General features: G+C 64.0%; 27 protein-coding genes and 1 pseudogene. 15 read left to right on the top strand and 13 right to left on the bottom strand.

Annotation, left to right across the window (positions count from 1 at the left end; genetic code table 11):
- Nucleotides 1-37 precede the first annotated feature (37 nt).
- Complete coding sequence (locus tag EN955_RS35970; protein ID WP_348631225.1) at nt 38-112, top strand: hypothetical protein; 75 nt, start codon at nt 38-40, stop codon at nt 110-112.
- On the opposite strand, the pseudogene EN955_RS23165 reads toward EN955_RS35970, so the two are convergent.
- Nucleotides 99-825: pseudogene (locus EN955_RS23165) on the bottom strand (gamma-glutamylcyclotransferase). The gene EN955_RS35970 and the pseudogene EN955_RS23165 sit on opposite strands and share 14 nt — an antisense overlap.
- A 117-nt stretch (nt 826-942) precedes the next feature.
- Nucleotides 943-1,797, bottom strand: coding sequence for an AraC family transcriptional regulator (locus EN955_RS23160; RefSeq protein WP_245265341.1), 855 nt, complete (start codon nt 1,795-1,797; stop codon nt 943-945).
- A 176-nt stretch (nt 1,798-1,973) separates the two neighbouring features.
- Between EN955_RS23160 and EN955_RS23155 the strand changes: the two genes are divergently transcribed.
- From EN955_RS23155 to EN955_RS23125, 7 genes are all read left to right on the top strand, one after another.
- A complete protein-coding gene (locus tag EN955_RS23155) occupies nt 1,974-2,738 on the top strand; it encodes a phytanoyl-CoA dioxygenase family protein (RefSeq protein ID WP_024503915.1) in 765 nt (254 codons plus the stop codon).
- Nucleotides 2,739-2,969: 231 nt separating this feature from the next.
- Nucleotides 2,970-3,992: an ABC transporter permease gene (locus EN955_RS23150; RefSeq protein ID WP_024503916.1), complete on the top strand. Its 1,023-nt coding sequence runs from the start codon at nt 2,970-2,972 to the stop codon at nt 3,990-3,992.
- 44 nt (nt 3,993-4,036) lie between these two features.
- The gene (locus EN955_RS23145) at nt 4,037-5,005 is read left to right on the top strand and encodes a sugar ABC transporter substrate-binding protein (protein ID WP_024503917.1); all 969 of its coding nucleotides are present in this window, start codon (nt 4,037-4,039) and stop codon (nt 5,003-5,005) included.
- Between the two features lie 60 nt (nt 5,006-5,065).
- Nucleotides 5,066-6,583 (top strand): sugar ABC transporter ATP-binding protein, encoded by a 1,518-nt coding sequence (locus EN955_RS23140; protein WP_024503918.1) that lies wholly within the window; start codon nt 5,066-5,068, stop codon nt 6,581-6,583.
- A gap of 11 nt (nt 6,584-6,594) precedes the next feature.
- Nucleotides 6,595-7,551, top strand: a complete 957-nt coding sequence (locus EN955_RS23135) for a ribokinase (RefSeq protein WP_024503919.1) — start codon at nt 6,595-6,597, stop codon at nt 7,549-7,551.
- Nucleotides 7,548-8,009, top strand: coding sequence for a D-ribose pyranase (rbsD, locus tag EN955_RS23130; protein WP_024503920.1), 462 nt, complete (start codon nt 7,548-7,550; stop codon nt 8,007-8,009). The genes EN955_RS23135 and rbsD overlap by 4 nt, the downstream gene beginning before the upstream one ends.
- A gap of 1 nt (nt 8,010) precedes the next feature.
- Nucleotides 8,011-8,841, top strand: coding sequence for a 3-methyl-2-oxobutanoate hydroxymethyltransferase (locus EN955_RS23125; RefSeq protein WP_024503921.1), 831 nt, complete (start codon nt 8,011-8,013; stop codon nt 8,839-8,841).
- A gap of 85 nt (nt 8,842-8,926) precedes the next feature.
- Here EN955_RS23125 and EN955_RS23120 read toward each other — a convergent pair whose 3' ends face one another.
- Nucleotides 8,927-9,070, bottom strand: a complete 144-nt coding sequence (locus tag EN955_RS23120) for a hypothetical protein (protein WP_081714329.1) — start codon at nt 9,068-9,070, stop codon at nt 8,927-8,929.
- Nucleotides 9,071-9,499: 429 nt separating this feature from the next.
- Here EN955_RS23120 and EN955_RS23115 point away from each other — a divergent pair, with 429 nt between their 5' ends.
- From EN955_RS23115 to EN955_RS23105, 3 genes are all read left to right on the top strand, one after another.
- Nucleotides 9,500-9,943, top strand: a complete 444-nt coding sequence (locus tag EN955_RS23115) for an SRPBCC family protein (RefSeq protein ID WP_013530517.1) — start codon at nt 9,500-9,502, stop codon at nt 9,941-9,943.
- Nucleotides 9,944-10,096: 153 nt separating this feature from the next.
- On the top strand, nt 10,097-11,245 hold the full coding sequence (locus tag EN955_RS23110) for an amidohydrolase (RefSeq protein ID WP_013530516.1): 1,149 nt from the start codon (nt 10,097-10,099) through the stop codon (nt 11,243-11,245).
- Nucleotides 11,246-11,288: 43 nt separating this feature from the next.
- The gene (locus EN955_RS23105) at nt 11,289-11,762 is read left to right on the top strand and encodes a VOC family protein (RefSeq protein WP_024503922.1); all 474 of its coding nucleotides are present in this window, start codon (nt 11,289-11,291) and stop codon (nt 11,760-11,762) included.
- Between the two features lie 20 nt (nt 11,763-11,782).
- Here EN955_RS23105 and EN955_RS23100 read toward each other — a convergent pair whose 3' ends face one another.
- On the bottom strand, nt 11,783-12,784 hold the full coding sequence (locus tag EN955_RS23100) for an NADP-dependent oxidoreductase (RefSeq protein WP_024503923.1): 1,002 nt from the start codon (nt 12,782-12,784) through the stop codon (nt 11,783-11,785).
- A 65-nt stretch (nt 12,785-12,849) separates the two neighbouring features.
- Nucleotides 12,850-13,665, bottom strand: coding sequence for an oxidoreductase (locus tag EN955_RS23095; RefSeq protein WP_024503924.1), 816 nt, complete (start codon nt 13,663-13,665; stop codon nt 12,850-12,852).
- A gap of 104 nt (nt 13,666-13,769) precedes the next feature.
- On the opposite strand from EN955_RS23095, the gene EN955_RS23090 reads away from it, so the two are divergent.
- Nucleotides 13,770-14,339: a TetR/AcrR family transcriptional regulator gene (locus tag EN955_RS23090; protein WP_013530512.1), complete on the top strand. Its 570-nt coding sequence runs from the start codon at nt 13,770-13,772 to the stop codon at nt 14,337-14,339.
- Nucleotides 14,340-14,456: 117 nt separating this feature from the next.
- Here the strand turns inward: EN955_RS23090 and EN955_RS23085 are convergent, their stop codons facing one another.
- From EN955_RS23085 to EN955_RS23075, 3 genes are all read right to left on the bottom strand, one after another.
- Nucleotides 14,457-15,326 carry a sigma-70 family RNA polymerase sigma factor gene (locus EN955_RS23085; protein ID WP_245462126.1) on the bottom strand — a complete coding sequence of 290 codons (870 nt, stop codon included), beginning with the start codon at nt 15,324-15,326 and terminating at the stop codon, nt 14,457-14,459.
- 62 nt (nt 15,327-15,388) lie between these two features.
- Nucleotides 15,389-16,147: an SDR family oxidoreductase gene (locus EN955_RS23080; RefSeq protein WP_024503926.1), complete on the bottom strand. Its 759-nt coding sequence runs from the start codon at nt 16,145-16,147 to the stop codon at nt 15,389-15,391.
- Nucleotides 16,148-16,355: 208 nt separating this feature from the next.
- Nucleotides 16,356-17,417, bottom strand: a complete 1,062-nt coding sequence (locus tag EN955_RS23075) for a hypothetical protein (RefSeq protein WP_024503927.1) — start codon at nt 17,415-17,417, stop codon at nt 16,356-16,358.
- 74 nt (nt 17,418-17,491) lie between these two features.
- On the opposite strand from EN955_RS23075, the gene EN955_RS23070 reads away from it, so the two are divergent.
- Entirely contained in the window at nt 17,492-18,694 is a 1,203-nt protein-coding gene (locus tag EN955_RS23070; protein ID WP_024503928.1) for a cytochrome P450, read from the top strand.
- 71 nt (nt 18,695-18,765) lie between these two features.
- On the opposite strand, the gene EN955_RS23065 is transcribed toward EN955_RS23070, so the two are convergent.
- The 4 genes from EN955_RS23065 to EN955_RS23050 all read right to left on the bottom strand — a co-directional run bounded on the left by EN955_RS23065 (nt 18,766) and on the right by EN955_RS23050 (nt 22,017).
- A complete protein-coding gene (locus EN955_RS23065; protein WP_024503929.1) occupies nt 18,766-20,349 on the bottom strand; it encodes a GH3 auxin-responsive promoter family protein in 1,584 nt (527 codons plus the stop codon).
- On the bottom strand, nt 20,339-21,082 hold the full coding sequence (locus EN955_RS23060; protein ID WP_024503930.1) for a hypothetical protein: 744 nt from the start codon (nt 21,080-21,082) through the stop codon (nt 20,339-20,341). The genes EN955_RS23065 and EN955_RS23060 overlap by 11 nt, the downstream gene beginning before the upstream one ends.
- A 401-nt stretch (nt 21,083-21,483) precedes the next feature.
- Nucleotides 21,484-21,681, bottom strand: a complete 198-nt coding sequence (locus EN955_RS23055; RefSeq protein WP_024503931.1) for a hypothetical protein — start codon at nt 21,679-21,681, stop codon at nt 21,484-21,486.
- Nucleotides 21,682-21,783: 102 nt separating this feature from the next.
- Nucleotides 21,784-22,017, bottom strand: a complete 234-nt coding sequence (locus EN955_RS23050) for a hypothetical protein (RefSeq protein ID WP_013530508.1) — start codon at nt 22,015-22,017, stop codon at nt 21,784-21,786.
- 203 nt (nt 22,018-22,220) lie between these two features.
- On the opposite strand from EN955_RS23050, the gene EN955_RS23045 reads away from it, so the two are divergent.
- Complete coding sequence (locus EN955_RS23045) at nt 22,221-23,210, top strand: Gfo/Idh/MocA family oxidoreductase (protein ID WP_024503932.1); 990 nt, start codon at nt 22,221-22,223, stop codon at nt 23,208-23,210.
- 32 nt (nt 23,211-23,242) lie between these two features.
- On the opposite strand, the gene EN955_RS23040 is transcribed toward EN955_RS23045, so the two are convergent.
- On the bottom strand, nt 23,243-23,518 hold the full coding sequence (locus EN955_RS23040; RefSeq protein ID WP_024503933.1) for a hypothetical protein: 276 nt from the start codon (nt 23,516-23,518) through the stop codon (nt 23,243-23,245).
- Nucleotides 23,519-23,661: 143 nt separating this feature from the next.
- On the opposite strand from EN955_RS23040, the gene EN955_RS23035 reads away from it, so the two are divergent.
- Nucleotides 23,662-25,609: amidase (locus EN955_RS23035; protein ID WP_127223461.1), on the top strand; the 1,948-nt coding region annotated here is incomplete at its 3' end.

Genomic DNA, 25,609 nt, shown 5'->3' with positions numbered 1-25,609 from the left:
CTACAGGCCCGAGCCGCCGGCCACCGCCGAGACGCGACTGACCGCCATTCCCTATTTCGCCTGGGACAACCGCGAGCCCGGCGAGATGCTGGTATGGCTCAGGGACGGCTGAGTTGGGACGTCAGCCCGATCTCCACGGCCACCAGTTCCTGCAACCGCCACAGATTGCGGTCGCGGATGCCGCAGGCTTCGAGGTGGCGGATCGTCTCGAAAAGATATTGCGCGCCCGAGCCCCAATGTCCGACGGCGGTGGCCAGCGTCGCCGCGATCGCCTGGTTGTCGAGCTTGCCTGCATAACGCGGATTGGCGGGATCGGAGCGCGCGATACGGACCCCGTTCGGTCCTGACCTGCAGCCAGCGCGGCACGTTGACGGCGGGCAGGATGGTCATTTCGCGGCGCAGCAGCGCTTCGAGGTTAGCCGCCACCGGCTCCGCGATCTCGAACACCATGCCCTGGCACTGGCCGCCGCGATCGAGCGCCATCATCAAGCCGGGCTGCTCGATCGTGCCGCGAAAACGCTGCACCGTAAAGCAGAACGAACGATGCCAGCCGCTGGCCACCGCGCGTTCTCCGCCCCTCACCTCGCCGGCGGGCTTCCACAGCAGCGAGCCATAGGCAAATAGTTTCAGCGGCCCGGCCGGAGCGTCGGCCAGCACCTCTTCGCGGATGCGCGCATAGTCGGCATCGGTCATGTGAACCATGCCCGGCGTCGGCCCGGCATCCTCGACAGCACGCATGGTGTGGGCGATGAGGTCCTCGGTCAGAGCCATCGGCGCTTTGCGCGGCGCGGACGTGCGCGGTGCGGTGGAAATTGGCTTGTTCATGTTCGTGCCCCGGCCATCGTCGCCATGTTGCCCAGGGACCGGAGATTCTCAAGGGCCGGCCGGACTCAAGACCTGAACGGTTGCGGCCAACCGCCTGAAAGCATTCGTAAGTATCGACTAACGCCCCGGCGCAGCACTCAGTTCGCTGCGCCGCCAGGCCGCCGGCGAAATTCCCACCGAACGCTTGAACTCGCGTCCGAAATGATAGACGTCGCAAAAGCCGCAGGCCTCGGCAACCTCGGCCAGCGGCTGGTCGCCCTGCACCAGCAGCGATTGCGCCTGCATCAGCCGCTCGCGCATCAGCCATTGGTGGGGGCTCGTGCGCAGATGTTTCTGGAACAACCGCCTTATCTGTGAGGCGCCGAGGCCGGTGACGGTGGCAAGGTCGGGAGCCGTCCAGGCGGAGCCGGGCGCGGCGCGCATGGCGTCGAGCGCTGAAGCAAGCGGCTTCGGCAGATCGTCATTGCCGGCGCCGTTCACCGCACGGTCGACCAGAAGCAGGAATTCGGCGACCAGTTGGTTGAGGCGCAGGTCGAGCCCGGCGTCACGTCGCCGCAGCGCCGCGAACAACCGCTCGAACCACGGCGCCGGGCCGGTGCCTTCCGTGAACACGGTCCGCAATATCCCTTCGCCGAACAATTTGCGCCGCAGGATGGCCGGATCGGGCCCGTCGAGCCTGAACCAGAGCAGGGTCCAGGGATCGGCCGGATCGGCCGCGTGCACATGCGGCGCCTCGTTGGCCATCCACACCAGCTGGTTCGCGCGCACCTCCAGCCTTTGCCCCAGCGTCTCCACGAAACCCCGGCCCGACAGGCAATAGAGGATGTCCTGGCCGGGATAGACGGGCCGCTCGATGCGATAATCGGGCGCCGCGGCAACCTTGCCGGCGCGCAGCACGCTGAACGCCGTGCGCGTCCATCCGGCCGCCGGCACATAGTGGAAACTCTCGAAAACCGATGTCTTTCCTTGCATGCGCGTTTTATACAAAGAGAGTGCCTTGCTGTCCATTTTGTTTGCTGCCAGGCGCCGCTATGGTCGCTCTCAAGAGGATGGGATCTCGGCAAGCAATGGCCGGATCCCTCGAGTTTTGCGGGCTTACCAGGCGCCTTGCGCCGGCGGCGGCCCCGAAAGACCAGGGAGGCAGGACGATGTTGGCGATGACCAAGCAGGAAACCGAGCTCTACGCCCGCGACGGGTACATTATCCGCAGGGGGCTGCTCAGCGTCGCGGAAGTGGACGATTTCCGCGACCACGCCCGCAAGCAGCTCGAGGCCGAGAACAAGAGCGGCGCCGTGATGGCCAAGGGCGACAAGGAAGGCAAGACCACTCTTCTCAAGATGTGGACCAAGGCCGAAGACGACAAATACGGTCTTCTGGCCCGCGACGAGCGCATGGTCGATCTGGCCGAGGCCGCCGTCGGCAAGCCGATCTACCTCTACAGCCACAAGATGACGATGAAGCAGCCCAACGAGGGCGGCGCCTGGGAATGGCACCAGGATTTCGGCTACTGGTACAATTACGGCTGCCTGGCACCGGAGATGATGAGCATCTATGTCGCGCTCGATAAGGCGACCCGCGAGAACGGCTGCCTGCAGGTGCTGAAAGGCACGCACAAGCTCGGCCGCCTCAACCATATCAGGGAGAACGACCAGACAAATGTCGAGCAGGAACATCTGGACGCGGCGCTGAAGCGCTTCGAGCACATCTATGTCGAGATGGAAGCCGGCGACGCGCTGATCTTCGACGGTAATCTGTTGCACCGCTCCGATGCCAACCGTTCGGACACCTATCGCTGGGGCTACATCTGTTCCTACAACGCCGTCGAGAACGCGCCGTTCAAGAAGGTGCGCGACTACGGAAATTACGACGAGATGCACAAGGTGCCGGCGGGCTCCTTCCGCGAGGCGTCCTGACGCCACAAATACAGGGTATGGGCGGCGATGCCCGCACCCGGCCATGATCCGGCGAGCCGAACCGGCTTTTCGAAAAATCATGACCGAACAGGGAGATAGCGCCTGATCCTGAATCAGTTCGGGACCGGCCCTGAAGCAGCGGCCCGCGCACGAGCTCGGCTCGGGTCGATGAAAACGGAGGAGTGGCCACGCTGGTGAGGACCGGCGGGCCACGCGCAGGGAGGATACTATATGGCCGATGCGGTCAGGACCGGCGCGCGCGCGCCAGCCACGGACCGATTCACGATGGCGCGGCTGTTGCGGGCGCGCGAGGCGGGCGTGTTCATCGCGCTGCTCGTGCTGTGCCTGTTCCTGTCCTTCGCCACCGATGGATTCCTGACATCGCTGAACCTGCTCAATGTCGGACGCCAGATCTCGTTGCTCGGGATCATGGCGGTCGGCATGACGTTCGTGCTGATCGCCGGCGAGGTCGACCTGTCGGTCGGCTCGACCTATGCGTTCTCAGGTCTCGCCACCGGTATGCTGATCATTGCCGGCTGGGCGCTGCTGCCGGCGATCGGAGTCGGCCTGATGACCGGCGTCGCCATCGGCCTCATCAATGGCGTGCTCTCCACCTATGGCCGCCTGCCCTCGCTGATCGCGACGCTGGGCATGCTCTCCATCGTGCGGGGTGCCGCCCTCATCTTGACCAACGGCCAGCCGGTGACGGTCAATGCCCGCAACGGCGCACTGCCCGACGTGCTGCAGACCTTCTCCTTCATCGGCCAAGGCTATCTGTTCACCATCATCCCGATGCAGCTGGTGTTCTTCGTCATCGTCGCGGTGCTGGCCTGGATCGTGCTGTCTTTCTCCAATTTCGGCTTCCGCGTCTACGCCGTCGGCGGCAGCGCCAAGGCCGCACGTGTCTCCGGCATCTCCGTCAACAAGGTCAAGATATCAGCCTTCATCCTGATGGGCGTGCTCGCCGCCGTCGCCGGCATTCTGGGCCTCGCCTTCCTGCCCTCCAGCCAGGCTGGGCGCACCGGGCTCGGCCTGGAGCTCGACGTCATCGCCGCCACCATCGTCGGCGGCGCCTCGCTGTCGGGCGGTGAAGGTACCATCCTCGGCACCATTCTGGGCGTGCTGATCATCGGCGTCATGCGCAACGGCCTGGTGCTGTTGGGCGTATCGCCCTTCGTGCAGGAACTGATGATCGGCCTGGTCATCATCATCGCGGTCGGCATCGACAAATGGAGCACGCGCCGAACGGGTTGATCGCAAAAACAGAAGCAACCAGAACCAAAAAGGGAGGACTATCCATGAACATCAGACACGTCATTCTCGCAGCCACGCTCGGTCTGTTTCCCCTGTCGGCCCACGCCGAATCCAAGCTCGCCGATTTCGCCCTGGCGCCGCGCATCAAGGCCAAGATCGATGCTGGGCAGCCGCTCGACATCTACGTTTCCTACCATGACGTCTCCAACGAATTCGCGCCGTTCATGAAGGCCGGCGTCGAGCGCGCCGCCAAGGAGGACAAGGTTGGCGCCCAGTTCATCGGCCCGGTCGGCGCCGATGCCGACGGCCAGATCTCGGAGATCGAGACGCTGATGGGCAAGATGGACGGGCTGGCGATCTCCTCCGTCTCCACCGACGCGCTGGCGCCGGTGATCGACCGCGTCATCGCCGCCGGCATCCCGGTCGTCACCTTCAACACCGACAATCCGGAGAGCAAGCGCCTCGCCTTCGCCGGCCAGGACCTCGTCCAGTCCGGCCGCGAGGCCGGCAAGCTGATGGCCAAGGTGCTGGGCGGCAAGGGCAAGGTGATGATCACCACCATCGACGCTGCCGCGCAATGGTCGCTCGACCGCGAGAAGGGCGCGCGCGAGGCGCTGAAGGCCGAGCCCGGCATCGAGGTCGTCTCGACGCTCAACACCGGCACCGACCCGCAGAAGATCTATGCGGCGATCGAGAACGCCATGCTCGCCAATCCGTCGATCTCCGGCGTCCTGTCGCTCGAATGCTGCTCGACGCCGGCCGCCGGCACCTGGGTGGAACGCAACAAGGCCGCCGACAAGGTCAAGGTGGTCGGCTTCGACCTGCTCGACCAGACGGTGCAACTGGTCCAGGACGGCAATGTCGATGCCACGATCGACCAGGCGCCCGAAAAGCAGGGCTTTGCCGCGGTCGACCTGATCGTGCAGTTCCTCAGCGGCAAGCCGATCGACAATGTCGACACCGGCGTCGGCATCTACACCAAGGAAAACATCGCCGAGGTGGCCAAGAAGTAACAAGCCAGCCCTGCGGGGTCGCCGGCCTTGGGCCGGCGGACCTGCTTGGCCAGCCCGCCAATGACAGAGCAACAGACCCCCGCCCCCATCGTCGAAATCTCCGGACTGACCAAGCGGTTCCCCGGCGTGCTGGCGCTCGACCGCATTTCCGTCGGCTTCCGGCCCGGCGAGGTGCATGCCGTCATCGGCGAGAACGGCGCCGGCAAGTCGACGCTGATGAACATCCTTGCCGGCGACCTGCAGCCGGACGGCGGCGAAATCCGTATCGACGGCAGCCCCGCCACCATTGCCTCGCCGCTGGCCAGCCGCGCCGCCGGCATCACGGTGGTCTACCAGGAACTGGCGCTCTGCCCGACGCTGACCATCGCCGAAAACATCATGATGTCGGACATGGCGGCGCGCTCGTCACTATCCTTCGTGCCGCGCGACCAGATGCGGCGCGAGGCGCGCGCGGCATTGACCCGGCTCGGCATGGGCGCGCTCGATCCCGACACCAGGGTCTCGCGCCTGTCGGTGGCCGAGATGCAGTTGGTCGAGATCGCCGGCGCCATCCGCCAGCGCGCCCGCGTGCTGGTGCTCGACGAACCCAATTCGGCGCTGTCCAAGCGCGAGAGCGAGCGTCTGTTCGAGATCGTCAGGCAATTGCGCGGCGAAGGCGTCACCGTGATCTACGTCTCGCATCACCTGAAGGAAGTGCTCGACCTTGCCGACCGCGTCACCGTGATGCGCGACGGCCGTACCATCGAGACAATGGACAATGACGGCCTGTCGGAGGACCGGTTGATCCGCGCCATGGTCGGCCGCGACCTCGATACGGCGGCGCAATGGTCGCTGCAAGCTGAAGCGCGGTCGGATGACGCGCCCATAGTGCTGTCGGTCGAGAAGCTGACCGCGCCAGGGCTGGACAGGCTGAGCTTTCATGCCCGCGCCGGCGAAATTCTCGGCATTGGCGGCCTGCCGGATTCCGGCAAGGACATGCTGGGCGAGGCGCTGTTCGGCCTGTGCCAGCGCAGCGGCCGCGTCACCGTAGACGGCAAGGAATTGCGCGCCGCCGACCCGCAGGCCTCAATCCGCAGTGGCATGGCGCTGGTGCCGGCAGACCGGCGCGGCGCCGGTGCGCTGCTGTCGATGAGCGTCGCCAACAATGTCGTCTCGGCCTCGCTGCCGCGCTTCTCGCTGGCTGGCTTCATGCGGCGTGGTGCCGTGCGCCGCGAGGCCCGCGCGCAGGTCGCGCGGCTCGACGCGCGCATTTCACATCTTGGCCAGAAGCTGGCGACACTGTCGGGCGGCAACCAGCAGAAAATCATCCTCGGGCGCAGCCTCGTCACAAACCCGCGCGTGCTGGTGCTGCACGAGCCGACGCGCGGCGTCGATGTCGGCGCCAAGGCCGAGATCTACGCCATATTGCGCGGCATCGCCGCCGAGGGCGTCGCGGTGGTGATGATCTCGTCGGAGATCCCCGAGTTGATCATGAACGCCGAACGCGTTCTGGTGCTGCGCAATGGTGGCATATCGGGCGAGCTGACCGGAGCCGGTATCAACGAGGAAGCGATCCTGGCCCGCGCCATGGCATCCTGAACGAGGCATTGATGAGCAAGACCGCACCAAGAATTACAATCGTCGGCAGTTTCGCGGTCGGCCTGACCATGCGGGCGCCCAAACTGCCGATCTTCGGCGAGACGATGCTCGGCACCGACTTCGACATGGGCGCCGGCGGCAAGGGCTCCAACCAAGCGGTGGCCACCGCAAGGCTTGGCGCGCGCTCGGCGCTGGTCGCCATCATCGGCACCGACAAGCTGGCCGGCATCGCAACCGACCTCTATGCCGCCGAGGGCGTCAATGCGAGCCTGGTCACGACGACAACCGAACGCGCCACCGGCGTCGGCTTCATCATCCTCAACGACAAGGGTGAGAACTTCATCATCCTCGACATGGGCGCCAACGAGCTGATGGATGCCGCGACCGTCGACGCGGCCGAAGAGCGCATCGCCGGGAGCGATGTCGTCATGACCGTGCTCGAAGTGCCGATCGCCGCCGCCGCCCGCGCCATGCAGCTTGGCCGCAAGCATGGCGCCCGCACCATCCTCAATCCAGCACCGGCACGCCAGCTTCCCGACGCGATCTTCGCCTCCGTCGATTATCTGACCCCCAACGAGAGCGAGCTGCGCATCCTGCTCGGCCTGCCCGCCGACGATCCGCGCTCATCGCGCGAGCTTGCCGGCGAATTGCGCCGCCGTGGCGTGCGCAATGTGGTGGTTACGCTCGGCCGCAGCGGCGCGCTGATCCTGACCGACGATCTCGACATCATGGTACCGGCCGTGCCCGTCGCCGTGGTCGACACCACCGGCGCCGGCGACGCGTTCAACTCCGGCTTCGCGGTGGCGCTGGCCGAAGGTCGCGATATCGTCGATGCGGTCCGCTTCGGCGTCGTCTGCGGCGGCATCGCCTGCACAAGGCTCGGCGTCATTCCCGGCCTGCCCGAACGGGCACAGGCCGACGCGCTCTACGCCGAGGCTATGAAGACAACATGGAAGGAAACGACATGAACCGAAACCGGCTGCTCAACGCCGAACTGTCGCATGCCATCGCCTCGATGGGCCATGGCGACCTGATGATCGTCTGCGATGCGGGGTTTCCGATCCCGTCGAGCGCCTGGCGCATCGACCTCGCCATCTCGCCCGACGTGCCCGATCTCGAAACCGTGCTGGCGCCGATCGCCGCCAATTTGATCGCCGAGCGCATCGGCTATGCCGACACACTGCCGGTGCACAACGCACCGCTGCTGGCCAAGCTGAAACGACTGTTCCCCGACGCCGACTTCGAGACCACGACGCACGAGACCATCCTTGGCGAAATGGCTGCCAAGGCCAAGGTCATCGTGCGCACCGGCGCCTTCGACCCGTGGGGCAACATCCTGCTCTATTCCGGCGTCGACGTGCCGGCATGGTTCTCCAAGCCCGGCGTCGTCGCGCCCGACTACTATGCCAAGAAGCTGAAGGGCTGAGATGGCTCGCATCTTCGACTTCGGCGGCCGCGAGGTCGAGCGCAGCGTGACGGTTGCTGGCCTGCGCGCGCTGAAGGGCAGCGGACGGCGTATCGCCCAGGTGACCGCCGAAACCGCCGAAGAGGCAGCCGCCGCCGAGGCTGCCGGCATCGAGATGGTCGTCTGCCGCGCCGCCAACGTGCCCCGCGTGCGCGAAGGATCGCGCCGCGTCTTCGTCACCGCCGCGCTAGGCTTCGCCGATGCCGTGACATCGGACGAAATCCTGCGAACCGCCTTCTCCGCTATCACGGCGGGTGCCGACGCCGTCATCACCGGGCGCGGTCTCGACACCGTGCGCATGCTCGCCAACGAGCAGATCCCGGTGATGGGCCATCTCGGCTTCGTGCCGCGCAAATCCACCTGGGTCGGCGGCATCAGGGCCGTCGGCAAGACATCAGCCGAAGCGCTCGACTTGTGGGACCGTTTTCGCCGGCTGGAAGACGCTGGTGCCTTTGCCGTCGAATGCGAGATCATCGCGGCTGAGGTGATGGCCGAGATCAACCGCCGCACATCGCTGGTTACCGTGTCACTCGGCTCGGGCGCCGAGGCCGACGTGGTCTTCCTGTTCACCTCGGACATCTGTGGCGAGAGTGCCCGCCTGCCCCGCCATGCGCGAGCCTGGGGTGACCTGGCCGTGCTGCAAAAGGCAGTGAGGGATGCGCGGGTCGAAGCGTTGTCGGGCTTCCGCAACGAGGTCGCGGGCGGCAGCTACCCCGGCAACGCCGAGGTCGCCGGCATCGCTCAGGCAGAGCTTGACGATTTCCGCGAGCGGCTGGAGTCGGAACGGGATTAGATGGCGGCAACGCAAACGGCGGCCCGCGCGTGGCCGGTCCGCCGAGATGTTGAGCGTTTGGGGAACGGAAGACCCGTCTTCGCGCCTAGATGCCGAAGAACTGCTTGCCAACCATGTAGCCCAGCGCCGCTACGACCAGCGGAAACAGTGCCGGCGCGGCCTTGCCTAGAAGGGAGACCTGCTGGTCCTTCGCCGGCGTATGACGTGCATTGCCGAGATTCTTGGTCATTGCTTGCCTCAGGTTCGAAAGACTCATTAGCAAATGCTGATTAACAGCATGGCCGCATTAACGGCCTGATAGGAAATCAACTCTGATCAGATGCAAATTCTAATGATCGGCACATGGACGGCAAAGACGCGCTGCCCTATTTAGCGGCGTTCGAAGCATTGACCGGGGCACGCGGCCATTCGCGCTGCTCGGTAAAACCGCGCCTGAACAACAAGATGGCTCAGGAACCCGATCTAGCAGGTGAACGCCAGCTCCACAGCCGGTGTGTTCGTCCGTCGCCTCGCCCGAGCTTCGTGTTGATAGGCGCGCGGCATGCCCGCGGCGTAGGCAGGCCGCATCCCGTCGAAAAATTCGCAAACCAATGTCGGACTGGTTACACCTCGTTCGTCCTTGGGGTATCGAACAGGCATTCATGAAAGGATCCAGCATATGCCCGGCACCGTACGTTTGCACCGCGTTCTGACGACCAGCCCGGAAAAGGTCTATCGCGCCTTCGTCGAAGCGGACGCGCTGGCCAAGTGGCTTCCGCCAAACGGCTTCACCTGCACGGTCCATAATTTCGAGGCAAAGGTCGGAGGCACATTCAAGATGTCGTTCCGCAATTTCACCACCGGCGACAGCCACGCCTTCGGCGGCGAATACCTTGAACTCGTTCCGGGCGAGCGCCTGCTCTACACCGACAGATTCGACGATCCCAACCTGCCCGGCGAGATACGGGTGACCGTGGTCTTGAAAAAAGTGTCGGTCGGCACTGAAATCGACATCACCCAGGCCGGCATTCCGGACGTCATTCCGGTCGAGGCCTGCTATCTCGGCTGGCAGGAGTCGCTCAGAAATCTGGCAAAGCTCGTCGAGCCCGAGATCAATCAGTAGGCTGCGGATGGCCGGGAGAACGGCCGTTTCTGGCCTGCCGAAGCCTGAAACTTGGACTGTGGCGGGAACTGCCCTTTGTCGCTAGCAATTCATCATTGCGGCACCCCTGTGCCTGGACGTGTCGATGAAGAATGCAGCGGAGGTTGAAAAAGCATGACTCTGACCAACCGAGACATCGTCGAGTTGACGGCGTGGCGGCGCCAGCTGCACCAGTATCCGGAAATCTCGAATGAAGAGGAGAAGACGGCAAAGGAGGTCGTCGCCTTCCTCGCCGATACGGGGCCGGACAAGGTGCTGACACAGCTCGGCGGGCACGGCGTCGCGGTCACATATGACAGCGGCAAAGCAGGGCCGACGGTGCTGTTCCGTTCGGAACTCGATGCCTTGCCTATCGAAGAACTTTCAGGCGTGCCGCATGCGTCGCGCGTGCCGGGCAAGTCGCATATGTGCGGCCATGACGGACACACCGCCATCCTGGCATCCCTCGGCCGGCAGTTGGGGCGCGAGCGGCCTGCAAGTGGCCGCGTCGTGCTGATGTTCCAGCCGGCGGAGGAAACCGGCAATGGCGCAGCCGGCGTCGTTGCCGATCCCCGCTTCGGCGAGATCGCGCCGGATTTCGCTTTCTCGCTGCACAACCTGCCTGGCGTGCCGTTCGGCGAGGTGCGGCTCAAGCCCGGCGTGGTCAACTGTGCGTCACGCGGCATGCGCATCGTGCTGGAGGGCAAGACCGCCCATTCATCCATGCCGGAGACCGGCACCTCGCCGATGCTGGCGATCAGTGAGCTGATGCCGGCGCTGCCGGCGCTCGGGCGCGGAACCTTCGCCGACGACGACTTCTCCATGCTGACCGTCACCCATGCCGCGATGGGCGAAGCCGTGTTCGGCATCGCGCCTGCTCATGCGCAGGTGTGGGCAACGCTGCGCACCCGGCGTGACGAGCGCATGGCGAACCTTTGTGCTGCTGCCGAGGCACTGGTCGCCAGGATCGCCGGCGAGCATCGCCTTACCGCCCGCTGGGACTATCACGAGATCTTCGTCGCCAGCGTCAACGCGCCGGACGCGGTGGAGCATCTGCGGCGCGCGCTCGATGAAGAGGGCGTATCGCACGGCGAAGAGGCCCTGCCGATGCGCGCCTCGGAAGATTTCGGCCTGTTCGGCCATAGTGCCAAGTCGGCGATGTTCTTCCTCGGTGCGGGCGAGCGGCACCCCGCCTTGCACAATCCCGACTATGACTTTCCCGACGACCTGATCCCGATCGGGTCGAGGATCTTCATGCGCACAGCACGCAATCTCCTGGGCTGACCTCCGCCAACTCCAACGCCGAAAGGAACATGCAATGCCAAAGATACCGAAGAACACGATTTGCCTTTGGTTCGACAAGGACGCCGAGGCTGCGGCGCGCTTCTACGCAGAGACCTTTCCCGACACCAGCGTGGGCGCCGTTCACCGTGCGCCGAGCGATTTTCCGTCCGGCATGAAAGGCGACGTGTTGACGGTCGAATTTACCGTCGCCGGCATTCCCTGCATCGGATTGAACGGCGGCTCCACATTCAAGCAGAACGAGGCCTTCTCGTTCCAGATCGCCACCGACGATCAGCAGGAAACCGACCGCTACTGGAATGCCATCGTCGGCAATGGCGGCCAGGAGAGCGTGTGCGGCTGGTGCAAGGACAAATGGGGCGTGTCCTGGCAAATCACGCCGCGCACGCTGACCGAGGCCATGGCGGCCGGCGGCGAGGAAGCCAAACGCGCCTTTGATGCGATGATGGAGATGACGAAGATCGACGTCGCGGCGATCGACGCAGCCCGGCGCGGCTGACCTCGATCGCGGCTGAGTTGCTATCTGACCTTGATGACGACCTTGCCCTTGGCGCGTCCTGTTTCGACATAGGCCAGCGCCTCATTGGTCGCCTCGAAGGGAAATATCCGGTCGACGACCGGGCGGATCGCGCCGGATTCGATGAGCGATGCGATCTTACTCAGCTGCTCGCCCTGCGCCCACATGAAAAGGAACGAGAACGTCACGCCACGGCGCTTGGCTTTCGCTCGAATACCGCGGCTCAGCAGGCGAAGCACCAGCCTCAGCACCACGTTCAGTCCCTTTTCCCTGGCAAATTCCGGATCCGGTGGGCCGGAGATGGAGATGAGCTTGCCACCCGGTTTCAGCACATTCAGTGATTTTTCAAGTGTCTTGGCGTCTTGGCTGTTCAAGACGACGTCGTAGCCCGAAAGGACTTTCTCGAAATCGTCTTTCCTGTAGTCGACGACGATATCGGCGCCGAGCCCCTTGACCAGACCGGCACTCGCCGCGCTGGCGGTGGTCGCAATGGTCGCGCCGAGATGCTTTGCCAGTTGGATGGCGAATGTCCCCACGCCGCCGGAACCGGCTTGAATGAAGACCTTCTGTCCCTTCTTCAGCTTGGCCCTTTCGACGAGCGCCTGCCAGGCGGTCAGGCCGACCAGCGGGATCGAGGCCGCCTCCTCCATGCTGAGGTTCCCGGGTTTCAGGGCCACGTCGGCTTCATCCATGGCTATGAACTCGGCGAACGTCCCGATCCGGCCATCGCGCGGCCGCGCATAGACGTCGTCGCCGAGTTTGAATTTGCGGACTTTCGATCCCACGCGCACAACCCTCCCGGCCACGTCGTGACCCAGGATAAAGGGCCGGCGATAGGGCAGGATCAGCTTGAACTCTCCGGTTTTGACCTTGGAATCGAGCAGGTTCACCGCCGCTGCGTGGACCTCGACCAGGACATCGCTGTCCCCGAGTTTCGGCTCCGGCATTTCGGCTAGCCGCAGAGTGCCGTTCTTGCTGTACTTGTCGACGACGAATGCCTTCATGGCAGTGACTTTCTGAGAGTGATTTTGGTGTGTCGCATGTGCGTGAAATCCTCTGCTCGCTGCGTTCAAACGGGCAGGCGGAATTGGTTCCGCAGGCTCTTGTCGAATATCCCCGCGGGAGCAAAGCGACGCAGCAGGCTGACCTGGCGCGCAGCCTTGCCGGCGGTGTAGCGCCGTTGCGGACGGGCATCGGTCGCTGCCTTGACGACCACTTGCGCCACCACTTCCGGTCGGTCGGCGACAGGCATCACGTCGCGAAGCAGCGCTTCCAGCGTAGCGCGGGCTTGATCGTATTCCTGCAACGGCGAATCCGGCTGGATCCCGTTCTGGTCGAAGACAGTACGAACGAATGCCGGCTCGATGACCGAAACGCGGATATTGAAGGCGCGAACCTCGTGGTCGAGCGATTCCGAATAGCCCTCGAGCGCGTGCTTGACCGCCGAATAATGCGCTGAATACGGCGCCGGCACCAGTCCCAGCACAGAGCCGATATTGATGATGCGTCCCTCGCCACGCTGCCGCATCGACGGCAGCACCGCATTGGTCATGCGGATGACGCCGAACAGATTGACGTCGAACAGGGCCTGCACCTGGGCAATCGAGAATTCCTCGGCGCCTCCAAGCTGGCCAACGCCGGCATTGTTGACCAAGAGGTCGATCCGGCCGGTCTGCGAGAGCACCGTCGAAACGAGTGCGGCAACGGCCTCACTGTCGGTCACGTCGCAGATCAGCATGGTCACCCCGTCCGGATCGTTGCCGGCCTTGCGCCGGCTGGTTCCGAAGACGGTGAACCCGGCCCGCGCAAGGGCTTCGGCACTGGCGCGGCCGATGCCCGAAGAGGCCCCGGTCACAACGGCGGTTTTTCCGGCATTCGTTTTCATTTCGTGCTCCAAACTCATGGGGGGCTAGCTTTTTTTCATCCGTTAAATTACAGTCGTAATATCAGATTATGACCATAATGCAATAGCAGAAAGGAATAGCAGCCATGCGCTACGAAAAGGGCAGGAAGGACGCCTCGCGCGGCCGGATCCTGGAGGTCGCCGCGGAACGCTTTCGGAAAAACGGCATAGCGGCGTCCGGACTGGCAACCATCATGGGCGACGCCGGGCTGACGAACGGGGCTTTCTATCCCCACTTTCAATCAAAGGCGGCGCTTGTCCGTGAAACGGTCGCTGCAGCTCTCGAGGATCAGTCCGACGAGATACGGCAAGCATTGGCCTCCGGCGGCTTGGCAATGGCCATAGACACATATCTGTCGGCGGCGCATCGGGATAACCCCGGGAAGGGCTGCGCCTCTGCCGCCTTGCTGGCGGAAATCGCCCGTGAGCCACCCGAAACGCGTCAGCTTTATACCGAGCGTTTGCTGACCCAGGTGCACCAGGTGTCGGTAGAGCTGCCGCCGCAAACTCCTGATCCGGAGGGCGTTGCGTTCGCTATCTTTGCGACCCTCATTGGCACGCTTCAGCTGGCCCGTGCCGTGGAGGGAACGGAATTGTCGGATCGTATCCTTGCGGCAGGGAAAGCTGCGGCGCGCGCGCTGATCGAGCAGAGTTAGGGGATGTCACGCGTGGGCACGTCAAAGTTATTCTCATGCGGTGTGACGCCCAGCCCCGCATCGGCCCCTTGGCAGGAACAGCACCGCCCGTATGATGGTCAGATGCGCGCCCGCTCTTCAGTGCCCGGTGCCGCGACCGAAGGACCTGGCGTCCTTGGCCAGCACCAGTTCGGCATCGTCGGTAACATAGCTGACATAGCGATAGTCGCGGATGAAGCTGATCTGACCTTCCCGCCACTCCAGCCACATGAAATGATGCGGTTTCTGGTCGGCATGGCTTTCGAACACAGCGATCACCTCGCGGCCGTCGAGCCAGGCCGGCGTCAGCCACACGCGGTCGCTTTTGGCGTAGATCGTGAAGAACATGCCGACCTCCGCCGCACCCGAGCGCGGCGCATGCAGGGACTGATGAAGCCTGACGTCGTCGGCAAGCAGGGCGCGCAAGCCGTCCCAATCCCGCTGGTTGAACAGGGTCGCATAACGGACCACGGCGGCCGACGCGATACGCGCATCGGGAGCCGAACTGGCCTGCGCACTGACTTCCCTAAGCCGGGCGCGGCCGCGCGCCAAGTGCCCTTTCACCGCATCGACGGTGATGCCGAGCAAAGCAGCGATCTCGGCCAGCGGCTCGTCGAGCACATCTCTGAGGATGACGACGCTGCGCTGGAGCAGCGGAAGCTCCGCGAAGCGCGACACTGCGGTCTGTATAGCTTGCCTGCGCATCAGCATCTCCACCGGGTCGGCTTTGGTGTCGTCGGCAATTTCAAGCGCCGCCTCGATAGGCTCCGCCGCGCGGATCGCGCGGCTGCGCAGCAGGTCCAGCGCACGGTTGTGGGCGACGCGGAACAGCCAGGGCCTGAGCTGCGGCACCTCGCCCAGCTCATTCAGCGCAACGAAGGCCCGCGCAAACGTGTCCTGCACGACATCCTCCCCGTCGATGACCGAGCCCATCAGGCGCGCGCAATAGCGGTGCAGCTCTGGCCGCATCGCGGCGGCAAGGGCAAGCAGCCCTTCCCGTCGGTCGCGGTCCACGGCAGGATCTCGTTCGCTCAAGCCGCAGCCCCCTCCATCACGGTTACGCCCGCGTCGCCATTGAGGCCGAAGACGATGCCCTCCGCATATTGCGGGTCTTCCAGCACGGAAACCACCCTGTCGCCGAAGGTCCGGGGCGGCATCGGCGCACCGAAGCGGGTGACGAATTGTTCGGGCGTGATGCCCATGGATCCGGAATAGGCGCCGGCCGCCGCATCGCCTGTTCCGGTGCCGAGGATCATCTGCCGCGGCACGATCGCCTGAAAGCGGATGCCGAGCTTCTTCTCCTGCGAAACGCCGTTGGCGTACTTCGCCATGAACCACAGCATGCGCTTGGCGCCGCCATAGCCGCCCGACAACTGCGACCCGGTGACGGCGGCACCGCTCGATCCCACCAGAACACGGCTGCCCGGCTTGAGCGGCAGGTTGAGCGCCGCCTGCAGCCAGTATAGCCCGGCCTTGACGTCGGTTTCCCAGGCGATTGAAAAATCTTCCCAGCTCAGTTGGTCCAACCGGCCCATCCGGGGCGTGGCACCAGCATTCAGAACCACGACGTCAGGACGAACCTCGCTAAGAATGCGATAGGCCGCGCCCTCCTCCGCAACGTCGGCGCGGATAGTGGCGACCCCAAGCCGCGCACCGACCGCATCCAGCGCCTCGACGCCACGGGCAACGACGGTCACGCTGGCGCCCTGTTCGACCAGCGCCTCGACCAATCCGAGGCCAAGCCCACGGCTGCCACCGGTGACCACGATTTTTTTATTCCTGAGGCTCATCGACCCTGCTCCTTAGCTTCACTGTAGCTAAGACGTTTGAGGGTCGGAAAAAGAGCCAAGGTCCGGCGAGGCGCGCTGTCGCGGCGACGATCCGCGACATGCCGGCAATGTTGGCGATAGGGCGGAAGAAGCATGATGCCGCGCCGCGTGGGCAGTGGAGCGATTAGGGGCTGCATTGCATTAAATGTGAAGCCCAATTGCGCTCATGTCACCCCCAGCCAAACAGCCGCGCCAGCCGCTTCTTGAGCGGTCGCAGGGACAGGCGCCGACGCCGGGAGAATCCCGCAATCCTCTGCCGCACCGCATGCATGGCATCGGCGTGGATGGCATCGACGCTCATGGTACCGTTGCCGAGTAAAAGGTCGGGGCCCGAGACCGGGCGCATGATGCCACGCAGAGCCCGCTCGTGCATCTCGGCGTAGCGGCTGTAATCCACCCCCGCGTCCCAGCCAGGCGGCCGCGTCAGAACGGACGGGTTATTATTGATTTCGAAGGTCTGGACCTGGCCGTCGACGATGCCGTAATCGATGCGCCCATAGTCGATGCCGGCCAGTGCGAAGACATGCCCGATCTGATCGGCATGCGGATTGTCGTCCACGTAGGCGCGGCTTTCGGCCCTGTCGGCCTCGGTGAAGCGGGTGCTCGGAAACTTGATGTACCAGTTCTCATTGATGAAGCAGTGCTGCGGATAGACGGTTGGACCGACCTTGTAAGCCGAGTATTTGCGGAACCGCCCATCGGCCGAGGGAGCCGCGCCATATTCGACGATCATCAGGTCCGGGTCTTGACGGACATGGCCCGGCAGACGGGCAATCGCTGCTTCCAGCGCATCCGTGCCGTCGATCAGCCCGGTCAGCGGCGGCTCATGCTGGCTTTCCCAGCGCACGAAAACCGGAAAGCGGCGTACCGACTTGCGCTCACCCAGCCGATGCACATCGAAATGGTTGAGGCCCGCGGCCTCCAGGCGTTTCAGCAAGTCAAAGCGGCGTGGCACGATTGCCGGATCGTTGAGCAGCAACAGGCCTGGATTGAGCGAGGCGATGCGCTCATGGAGGGCGACCGCCGCCTGCAATTGCGCCGGCGCCAGCCTTTCAAAATCCGTAAAGATGAAGGTGCCGGGAGCGAGGGGGCCGAGCCTCGCGGCCAGCTCGTAGGGAATGATCCGGACAAGATCACCAAGCCCATGCTGGTAATAGCCAAGCAGTACGCCCATCGTGTAAGCGTGTTGGCGCGTGCAGAAATAGTAGATCGGCCCCTGATTGTTGGTCATGGCCGGGTGTCGATATCCTGGCATGCACGACACACGACTGTCTTAGCTGACAAGATTGGACTTTCCGCAAGGCAATGCATACCGAATCCCCCTCCAATGCTCTGTTCAAATCCGGCCGGCATCCCTGGCAAGGGATTCGCGCCGGTGCTTTCGCAGGTGCCGCGGACACCTATGCTATCCACGATGAAATGCGACGGCGCGCTCCGGTCTGGCAGGCGCCGTGGGGCGATGTCTATCTCACCGGCTACGATCTCGTTTCGGGCAGCCTCGCCAATCGCAAGCTTTCGCACGTGCCGCCGGCCGATGTAATGGCGGATTCGGATTCCGCGATCCGCGACTGGCTGATCTATCAGGAGGGCAGCGCTCACGCCGCCCTGCGCCAGGCCCTGCAGCAGCCCTTTGTCGGCAAGGGCATGCCGGCTTTGCGTCTCATTGTAGCTGAAACGATCGAAGACCTCATGGGCGATTCCGGCTTGTCCGGGACGACCGAAGTCGTGGCCGCCTTCACGCGCGCCGTGCCCGAACGTGTCATCTGCCGCCTGCTTGGCGTACCGGACCAGGACATGCCGATGGTCCGGGCATGGTCGGGTTCGATCCGCGCCCTTCTCGATACTGGTTTCGATGATGCGTTCGGCGGCGCCAACTCCGCCGACGAGATGTCCTGCTACTTCGTCGAGCATCTGCGCCATCTGCTTGCCGCTGGGCGAATGCCGCCGCTGCTGACCGGGCTGGCCGGCCTCGTCGATGCGTTGGGGCTGACGGCTGCCGGTCGCAACATCGCCTTCCTGGCCTTCGCCGGCCACGAGACCACGGTGCACCTCATCGGCAACATGCTGTTCCATCTTGCTCACCAGCCCGCCCAGTGGGCGGCCCTGCGGGCCGACCGCCGGCTTGCTGCCAGTGCCGTTGCCGAAACTCTGCGGCTGGAAAGCCCGGTGCAGAAGATCTGCCGCTGGCCGCTCGAGCCTGTAATCATCGGCGGCCAGGAAATCGAAAAGAACCGGCTGATGGTGCTGCTTGTCGGCGCTGCCAACCGCGACCCGGCCCAGTTTGCCGACGCATCGCGTTTCGACCTCGGCCGGGCCGGCAGGCAGAACCTGGCCTTCGGCCGGGGCGCGCATGTCTGCATCGGCAGGGCGCTGGCCGAAATGGAAGGTGTCGCGGTGCTGGAAGCCGCACTCACCCACTGGAGAACCATCGAGCCTGTTGCTGCACGTTGGATGGACAATTCCTCGATCCGCGGCCTGGATGCGCTGGCGTTGCGGCTGACAGCCTGACCGGATGGTCGCTTGTCCGGTTTTCATGCCTTTGCGCGACCCATTTCCGCGACACGGGATGCCGCATCATCCTAAGCGTCCTCCTTGTCCGCCCCGAGCGCCGCGAGAAGCGCTGCGTCCGATCGAGTGAGCAGAACCGGCGCCTTCATTCCGGCAATGCTCGTGCCGCCCTTCATGCGGTGGCGCTTCAGCCTGCCATAGAGGTCGTCCACGCCGGTCGTCCGCAGCGGCCCCAACTGGCCGATGCGGCGGGCATACTCATATTGCGGGTTGGCCTTGAGCGCATGGTCGAGGCCACCGCCAAGCACCTCAACGGCCGGCCCCGGACCGGTCTCGACGAAAAGCCGGTAGTGCGGGTGCGGCGTCGCGACCGCCACCAGCAGCGAATAGGTACGATGATCGAGACCGGCCTCGGCCAGCGACCGCACGACAAAGGCTTCCGTGAGCTTTTCGCCACAGAGATCGGACACCATGCCGATACGCCCGCTGAAACGCAGGCGCGGCGTGTCGCCGGTGAACCCGGTGACTTCGACCATGTCTTGCGTATCGTAGCGATAGAGGCCGGAGCCGGTGGTCACGATAAGCCGGTAGGTCAGGCCTGCCTCCAACTGCCACGCGAAATAGTTGGCACCGCTGTCATCGACAAATTCAAAAAACCCGCTTTGCGATGCCAGGATGCACCCGGACCCGTCGCCATAGGGAAATGAAACGGCAGCTTCGGTAGACATCAGCCCTTTGGACTGGATGAAGACATGCCGAAATTGCGCCTGCAATGCGGCGGCAAAGCCATTGCTGGAAGCGTCTGTCCAGCAGCTGATCGTGTCGAGGCGAGGCCAGATCGCCGACAGCTGCGAACTTCCAAGCGCGCCCTCCAGCGCAGCAATGCGGCGGCGCACCACGTCCGCCGGCCGCACGGCGCCCAGCCTGTCCGCGAGCTCCGGCAACAGGCTCTCGGCATCGCGCTGCATCGCGCGCAGGATTTCGGTGAGATAGGTCGGGCTCCAGACCCAGATCAGGCTCAGATCCTCGGCCGCCAGCAGGTGCAGGCAGGTCTGCCTTTGCCACTCGGCGAAATCGCTGAGCAGCCTCAAATCCATCGGCACCGCCGAAACTTGGATCAGGCTATCGCGCAAGGCGCCGAAATAAGCAAAAGGAACGGGACTGCCCAACCTGCGCGCACCGACGCGCTCGCTTGCGCCGCGGCCTACCGGGCTTAGCGCGAAATAGCTGTGCCCTTGCGCAACGCCCGGCCGGCGCCGTATCAGTTCCGACATCCAAGGATAGAGACAATCGGTGTAGGCCTGCAGGCCCGTGTCGGTATAAGGGATGTATTTCGCGCCACCGGAACTGCCGCCGGTTTGCTCGATAAACCGGACCGGCTCGGCAGTCAGCACATTTTCCTCTCCGGCGACGACACGATTGATGTATGGCGACAAGGCCTCGTAGCCGCGGATCGGCACGAGATCGCGAAAGGACTCGGCCGAAGCGACGTTGGCGAAGTTGTGGTCACCACCAAACACAGTCGCAGGATTGGCTTCTAGGAGCCGCCGCAAGAGGGAGCGCTGCGTGGCCTCAAGTTGATCGAGCCGCGCCCGAAAACCGGCATCCCCGGCAGCGGTCGCGCCGGCAATCCGTGCCCAGGCTTCAGCGCCCATCTTGCAGCCCTTCGGCGAAACTCGCGGCGGCGTAGCGCTTCAGATTGCCGAGTTCGAATTCCGCGAGGCAGGCAAGTTCGACACCTCGGAAGTAGAAGGGATTGGCCCGGAGAAAGAAGGCGGCAAAACGGTTGCGGAATGCTGTTTCCTCGACGTCCGCCCACTGTTCCCGCAAGTGGCCTTGCGACAGGCCGAAGTCTATCAGTCCGGTCGACGGCTCGAAGTAGCTGTTGTAGCGGGCGACCGCTATCGCGTCGCGGATTGCAACAAGCCTGGTCGAACGCCGCCCATCAATAGCTGGAACGAACTCGCGGAAGAAATTGGGCAGGATGCGGAATGTACGGTGGCCCTTGATGATGGGGAACCAGAACAACCGGCCCGCCACCGCGGCCTTGGCGGCGCCGGCCGCGCGAAAGAAACCGCGTAGCAACACGGGGTCGCCCCAACGCGCGGAATGGAGGACGGTATCGCCGGAGAAGAGATAGTGGACAGTCTCGCCGCCCACGGTCAGTGGCCTGACAAGATAAGTCGAAAAGCCGATAATCTCCCGGTCGCACCGGATGATCACGACAGCATCCTTTTCGGCGAGATCGCGTTCGAAAACATTGCGATCGACTGCCTCGTAGTAGGTCTCATACAAGGCAAACATCCGGTCGCGCTCGGCAGGCGTCAGTTCCCGCACCGGCGTGATTGTCGAGCCAATGGAACCGATCTCATCCGCAGTACTTTGCACGCAATCTTGCCGCCCATGTCAGACCCCAACAAATCGAATATCAGTCATGGGCTCGATAATTCAACCCGCACCAACCCGAATCTTTATGAGCATTTGTCTCGGCATTGCGGGCAATGGACCTTGCGAGTTCGCCGTCTCACCCGACACTGTCGGTCAAAGCGGCCGCATTCGGCCGCCATGGCATAGTGCGTTGGACAGCGGTCGGCGATCACACTGCCGGTCGCCCGCGAATTGTTCGACCGCTACTCTCGGCTTTGGTCAGCTATCTTCATAGGAAGTCCAAAGCTGCCTGTCCGCTTTCGGCCTAAAATGCGATGCCCGATATTGGACGCAGCAAGGTTAGAGGCTGCCGGCGATGAAAGCGCTGCCGGTGCATGCAGCGGCATCCCAGCCGGATATGTTCAGAAGTCGAGAGCGACCATCATGCCGCGGACTTCGGCCATTTCCAGCAGCAGGTCTTGGAGTCTTTCGTCCAGTGCGGCACCGGTCAGCGCCAGAAGCTCGGTGACGCTCTCTCTCATCGATATGACGGCGGCGCCTGTCTTATCGGCGAGCAGCCGTCCGATGGCAGCTCGGATCAGGTCGTCCTGATCAGACATTGCTTCACCTCCCAACGCTTTCCATGCCTCACCGCCGCTTTCGACAACAGGGCGTGATTTCCCATACCGTATGATTTTTGGTGCGACATCGGGCAGCTTTGCTCATGCCAGCAGATCGTCTCGATGAGCCCGCCAGTCGTTCAACACCGACAATGAGGGCAGCAGCGAAAAATGGCCGGGCTGGACCGTTTCAACCGCTGCAAGCAGTGCCAGCGGCACTTCGTGCCGATAAAGCCCAATGCACACGCCCCCTTTGGCCGTTGCCGGCAATTCCGTGACGGTGTCGAAAATCGAAAACGTACCCGTTGGCTCTTCCACGATTTCGAAACGCCCCACCCCAAACCTCCCTCTGCACAAAAGTAGCGACCAACGCGGACATCCCCCTAGTGGTTCCCTAGGCCGGCAGTTTTTTTCGCGCCTTGGTTGTAGCGCATGCCGACAGGACAGTCATGCCCGCAGGGCGCGCAGTTAAAAATCGCTACGCACATTTTAAATCTTGACGCGTGTCAATTTATTATGAAACATGCGAAAACGTCGGCATGGGCGTGTACGACGTGTCGCCCAGCTTGGTGGCGCTGTGCACCTCGCAACATTCGACGGCAAGAACCTTCGAGACGGCCGAGGCGCTAATAGCGTCACCCGACATCGACGCGGTGTTCGTGCTGTCATCCGACGACACCCACAGCCGCTTCGTGCACGCGGCGATTGCCGCCAACAAGCACATCCTGCTGGAAAAGCCCGCCTGTCTGACGGTGCGCGAGATCGACGATCTGCTGGCGCTGATGCCGGACTACGACAAGACCCTGTTCGTTGGCTATATGCGCCGCTACGCGCCGGCATATCTGGCCGCCAGGGACGAGCTGCCGGCCTTCGCCGACATCACCCATGTCCGCATCTTCGACCTGATCTCGGAGGGCCGGCATTTCCTCAAGAAGAGCCAGAACGTCCTCTATCCCAACGACATAGACCCGGCCCTGCTGGCGCGTGGCGCCAAGGAGCGCGACGCGCTGATCCGCGAAATCGTCGGTGCCGACGCGCCGGCCGACCTGGTGCGCGCCTATCGCGGGCTGACGGCGCTTTCCTCGCACCACATTTCAGCGATGCGCGGGCTGATCGGCGAGCCGGCGCGCGTGCTGGCCGCGCACCGCACCAATGGCGGCGCCAACACATCGGTCACCTTCGACTACGGCCATTTCGCTTGTCTCTACGACGCGGTGGTCGACGATCTCGGCCTGTTCGACGCAATGATCGAGGTGCGCTCCAACACCAGGCGCGTGCGCATCATCTACGACACGCCCTACATCCGCAGCCTGCCGACGCGGCTGGAGGTCACCGATGCCGGCCCGCTCGGCCCGGTGACGAAAGCCTTCGGCCCTCTCTACGGCGATGCTTTCTCGAATGAACTCGAGATTTTCCACCGCCACATCGCCGAAGGAACAAAGCCGCTGACCGACCTCGCCGATTCCCGCCGCGACCTGGCGCTGATGGCCGAAATCATCGAGCGTATGAAGGAGAGCGGCCAGCGTTGAGGCGCTCCCTACTGCCCTACTGCCCTACTGCCTTATTTCCCGCAGTGATGATCGTTGATCTTGTTCAATGCATTCGCGTCGGGTCCAACGCGATGGTAGGAGCACGCGCCAGCCGCCGTCGTCACCAACTGCTGATCGTAGTAGTGCGGGCCGCCGAACAGGATATCGATGAGATCGCCTTCGGCGGGAACGTAGCGTTCGGAGTGGACCCGGCGGTCGTAATGCCGGTCGCCAGCCAAGGCCGGGGCGCAAAGACTCGCGCCCGTAGCAACCGCGAGAGCTAGGATCGCAACGCATTTCGTGGTCATCGGCACACCCTTCTGGCCATTCCGGAATCGCACCATACATCCAAAACCGCCAGCCGGACAAAAGTTCCGAGAAGACCGCGATAGGCTCTTGCCGAAGCCTGCGGCCTCGCTCATCCATGGTGCGTGGAAATGTGGGATCCGTGATGACCGACGCCAGCCTTCACCTCCTCGAAGCGACGATCGACCAACTGCGCCGCGCGCTCGATCACGGCACCGTCACCAGCGTCGAACTGGTCGGGGCGTATCTCAGGCGCATCGCGCATTTCGACCGGCACGGCATCAGCCTCAATGCCGTCCCAGTGCTCAACCCTGACATGTTTGAGCAGGCGGCGGCCTCCGACCAGCGGCGCCGCAACGGCGCCGTGCTCGGACCGCTCGACGGCATCCCCTACACCGCCAAGGACAGCTACAAGGTTGCAGGCCTGACGGTGGCCGCCGGCTCGCCGGCCTTCGAGCATCTCATTGCCAATGAGGATGCCTTCACCATAGCCCGGCTGCGCGCCGGCGGTGCGGTGCTGATCGGGCTGACCAACATGCCGCCAATGGCCAATGGCGGCATGCAGCGCGGCGTCTATGGCCGCGCCGAAAGTCCGTACAATGGCGATTATCTCACCGCCGCCTTCGCATCGGGTTCGTCCAATGGCTCCGGCACGGCGACAGCGGCCAGCTTCTGCGCCTTCGGGCTTGGCGAGGAAACCTGGTCGTCCGGCCGCGCGCCGGCCACCAACAATGCGCTGGTCGCCTATACGCCGTCGCGCGGCGTCATTTCTGTGCGCGGCAACTGGCCCCTGGTGCCGACCATGGATGTCGTCGTGCCGCATACGCGCAGCGTGCCCGACATGCTCGAACTGCTCGATGTGATCGTCGCCGACGATCCCGAGGCGCGAGGCGATTTCTGGCGCGCGCAGCCTTGGGTCAAGCTGCCGAAAAGCTCCGATGTGCGGCCGCCCCGTTATACCGATCTCGCACTGGCGGGGTCGTTGAAAGGCAAGCGCCTGGGCGTGCCCAGAATGTATATCGGCCGCGACAGCGAGGCCGATGCGCCGATCGAAACCCGCGCCTCGGTGCTTGCCCTGTGGGAGCAGGCAGCGGCCGATCTCGCGCGGCTTGGCGCCGAGGTGGTCGAGGTCGATTTTCCCGTCGTCTCCAACTACGAACGCGACCGCCCCGGTGCGCGCACCATGGTCGAGCGCGGGCTGGTGCCGCAGGACTTCGCCGAGCGCGAACTCTGGGATCTCAGCATCTGGGGCTGGGACGACTTTTTGCGCGCCAATGCCGACCCGGCCGTGCCCGATCTCGTCTCCGTCGACGGCCCAAAGATCTTCCCGCAGCCGCCGGGCACGCTGCCCGACCGCTATGAGGGCGGCTTCGATCTGAGAGAATATGTGGAACGGGCGCGGTCCGGCGTCACGCCGTTCGCAGACATTCCAACGCTGGAAGACGGACTGAAGGGCCTCGAAGCAACAAGGCGGATCGATTTCGAGGTCTGGCTGGACGGCCAAGACATCGACGCCGTGGTGCTGCCCGCCGCCGCCGATGTCGGACCGGCCGATGCAGACATCGACGAGGCATCTGCCGCCCTTGCCTGGCGCAATGGCACCTGGGTCGCCAACGGCAATCTGGTCTGGCGCCATTTCGGCATCCCGACCGTCACCGTGCCCATGGGAACCATGGCCGATATCGGCATGCCGGTCGGCCTGACCTTCGCCGGTAAGGCCTATGACGACGAAAGGCTGCTGCGCATGGCCGGCGACTACGAACTGTCGACCCGGCGCCGCACCCTGCCCCCACGCACGCCGGAACTGACTGAAGATGTATTTTCCCGCCGGCCCACGCAAACCGGTAACGGCAAGGCACCTCCGCTCGTCATCGCGCTTGCCGCCGAGACGCGCACGACCGGCGATCAGGACGAGATCACCATCACCCTCGACCTGCCGATCGACGCCGAGGCGGAAAACGCCAGCGTCAAGGTGCATGTCAACGGCGAGCCTGTCGCCATGCAGCGAAGCGGAGCGCGCTGCTGTGGACAGGCATTGGTTCCGGCCGCAGAGCACCAGCGGTTCCACAGCGTCTGGCGTGGCTCGTATGGCT

Origin of the sequence: Mesorhizobium sp. M7A.F.Ca.CA.001.04.2.1 (assembly GCF_003998485.1) — a bacterium.
In the GTDB taxonomy this organism is placed as follows: domain Bacteria; phylum Pseudomonadota; class Alphaproteobacteria; order Rhizobiales; family Rhizobiaceae; genus Mesorhizobium; species Mesorhizobium ciceri.
The sequence above is the reverse complement of the archived record's forward strand: the minus strand, read 5'-3'. Positions and strand labels throughout refer to the sequence as shown.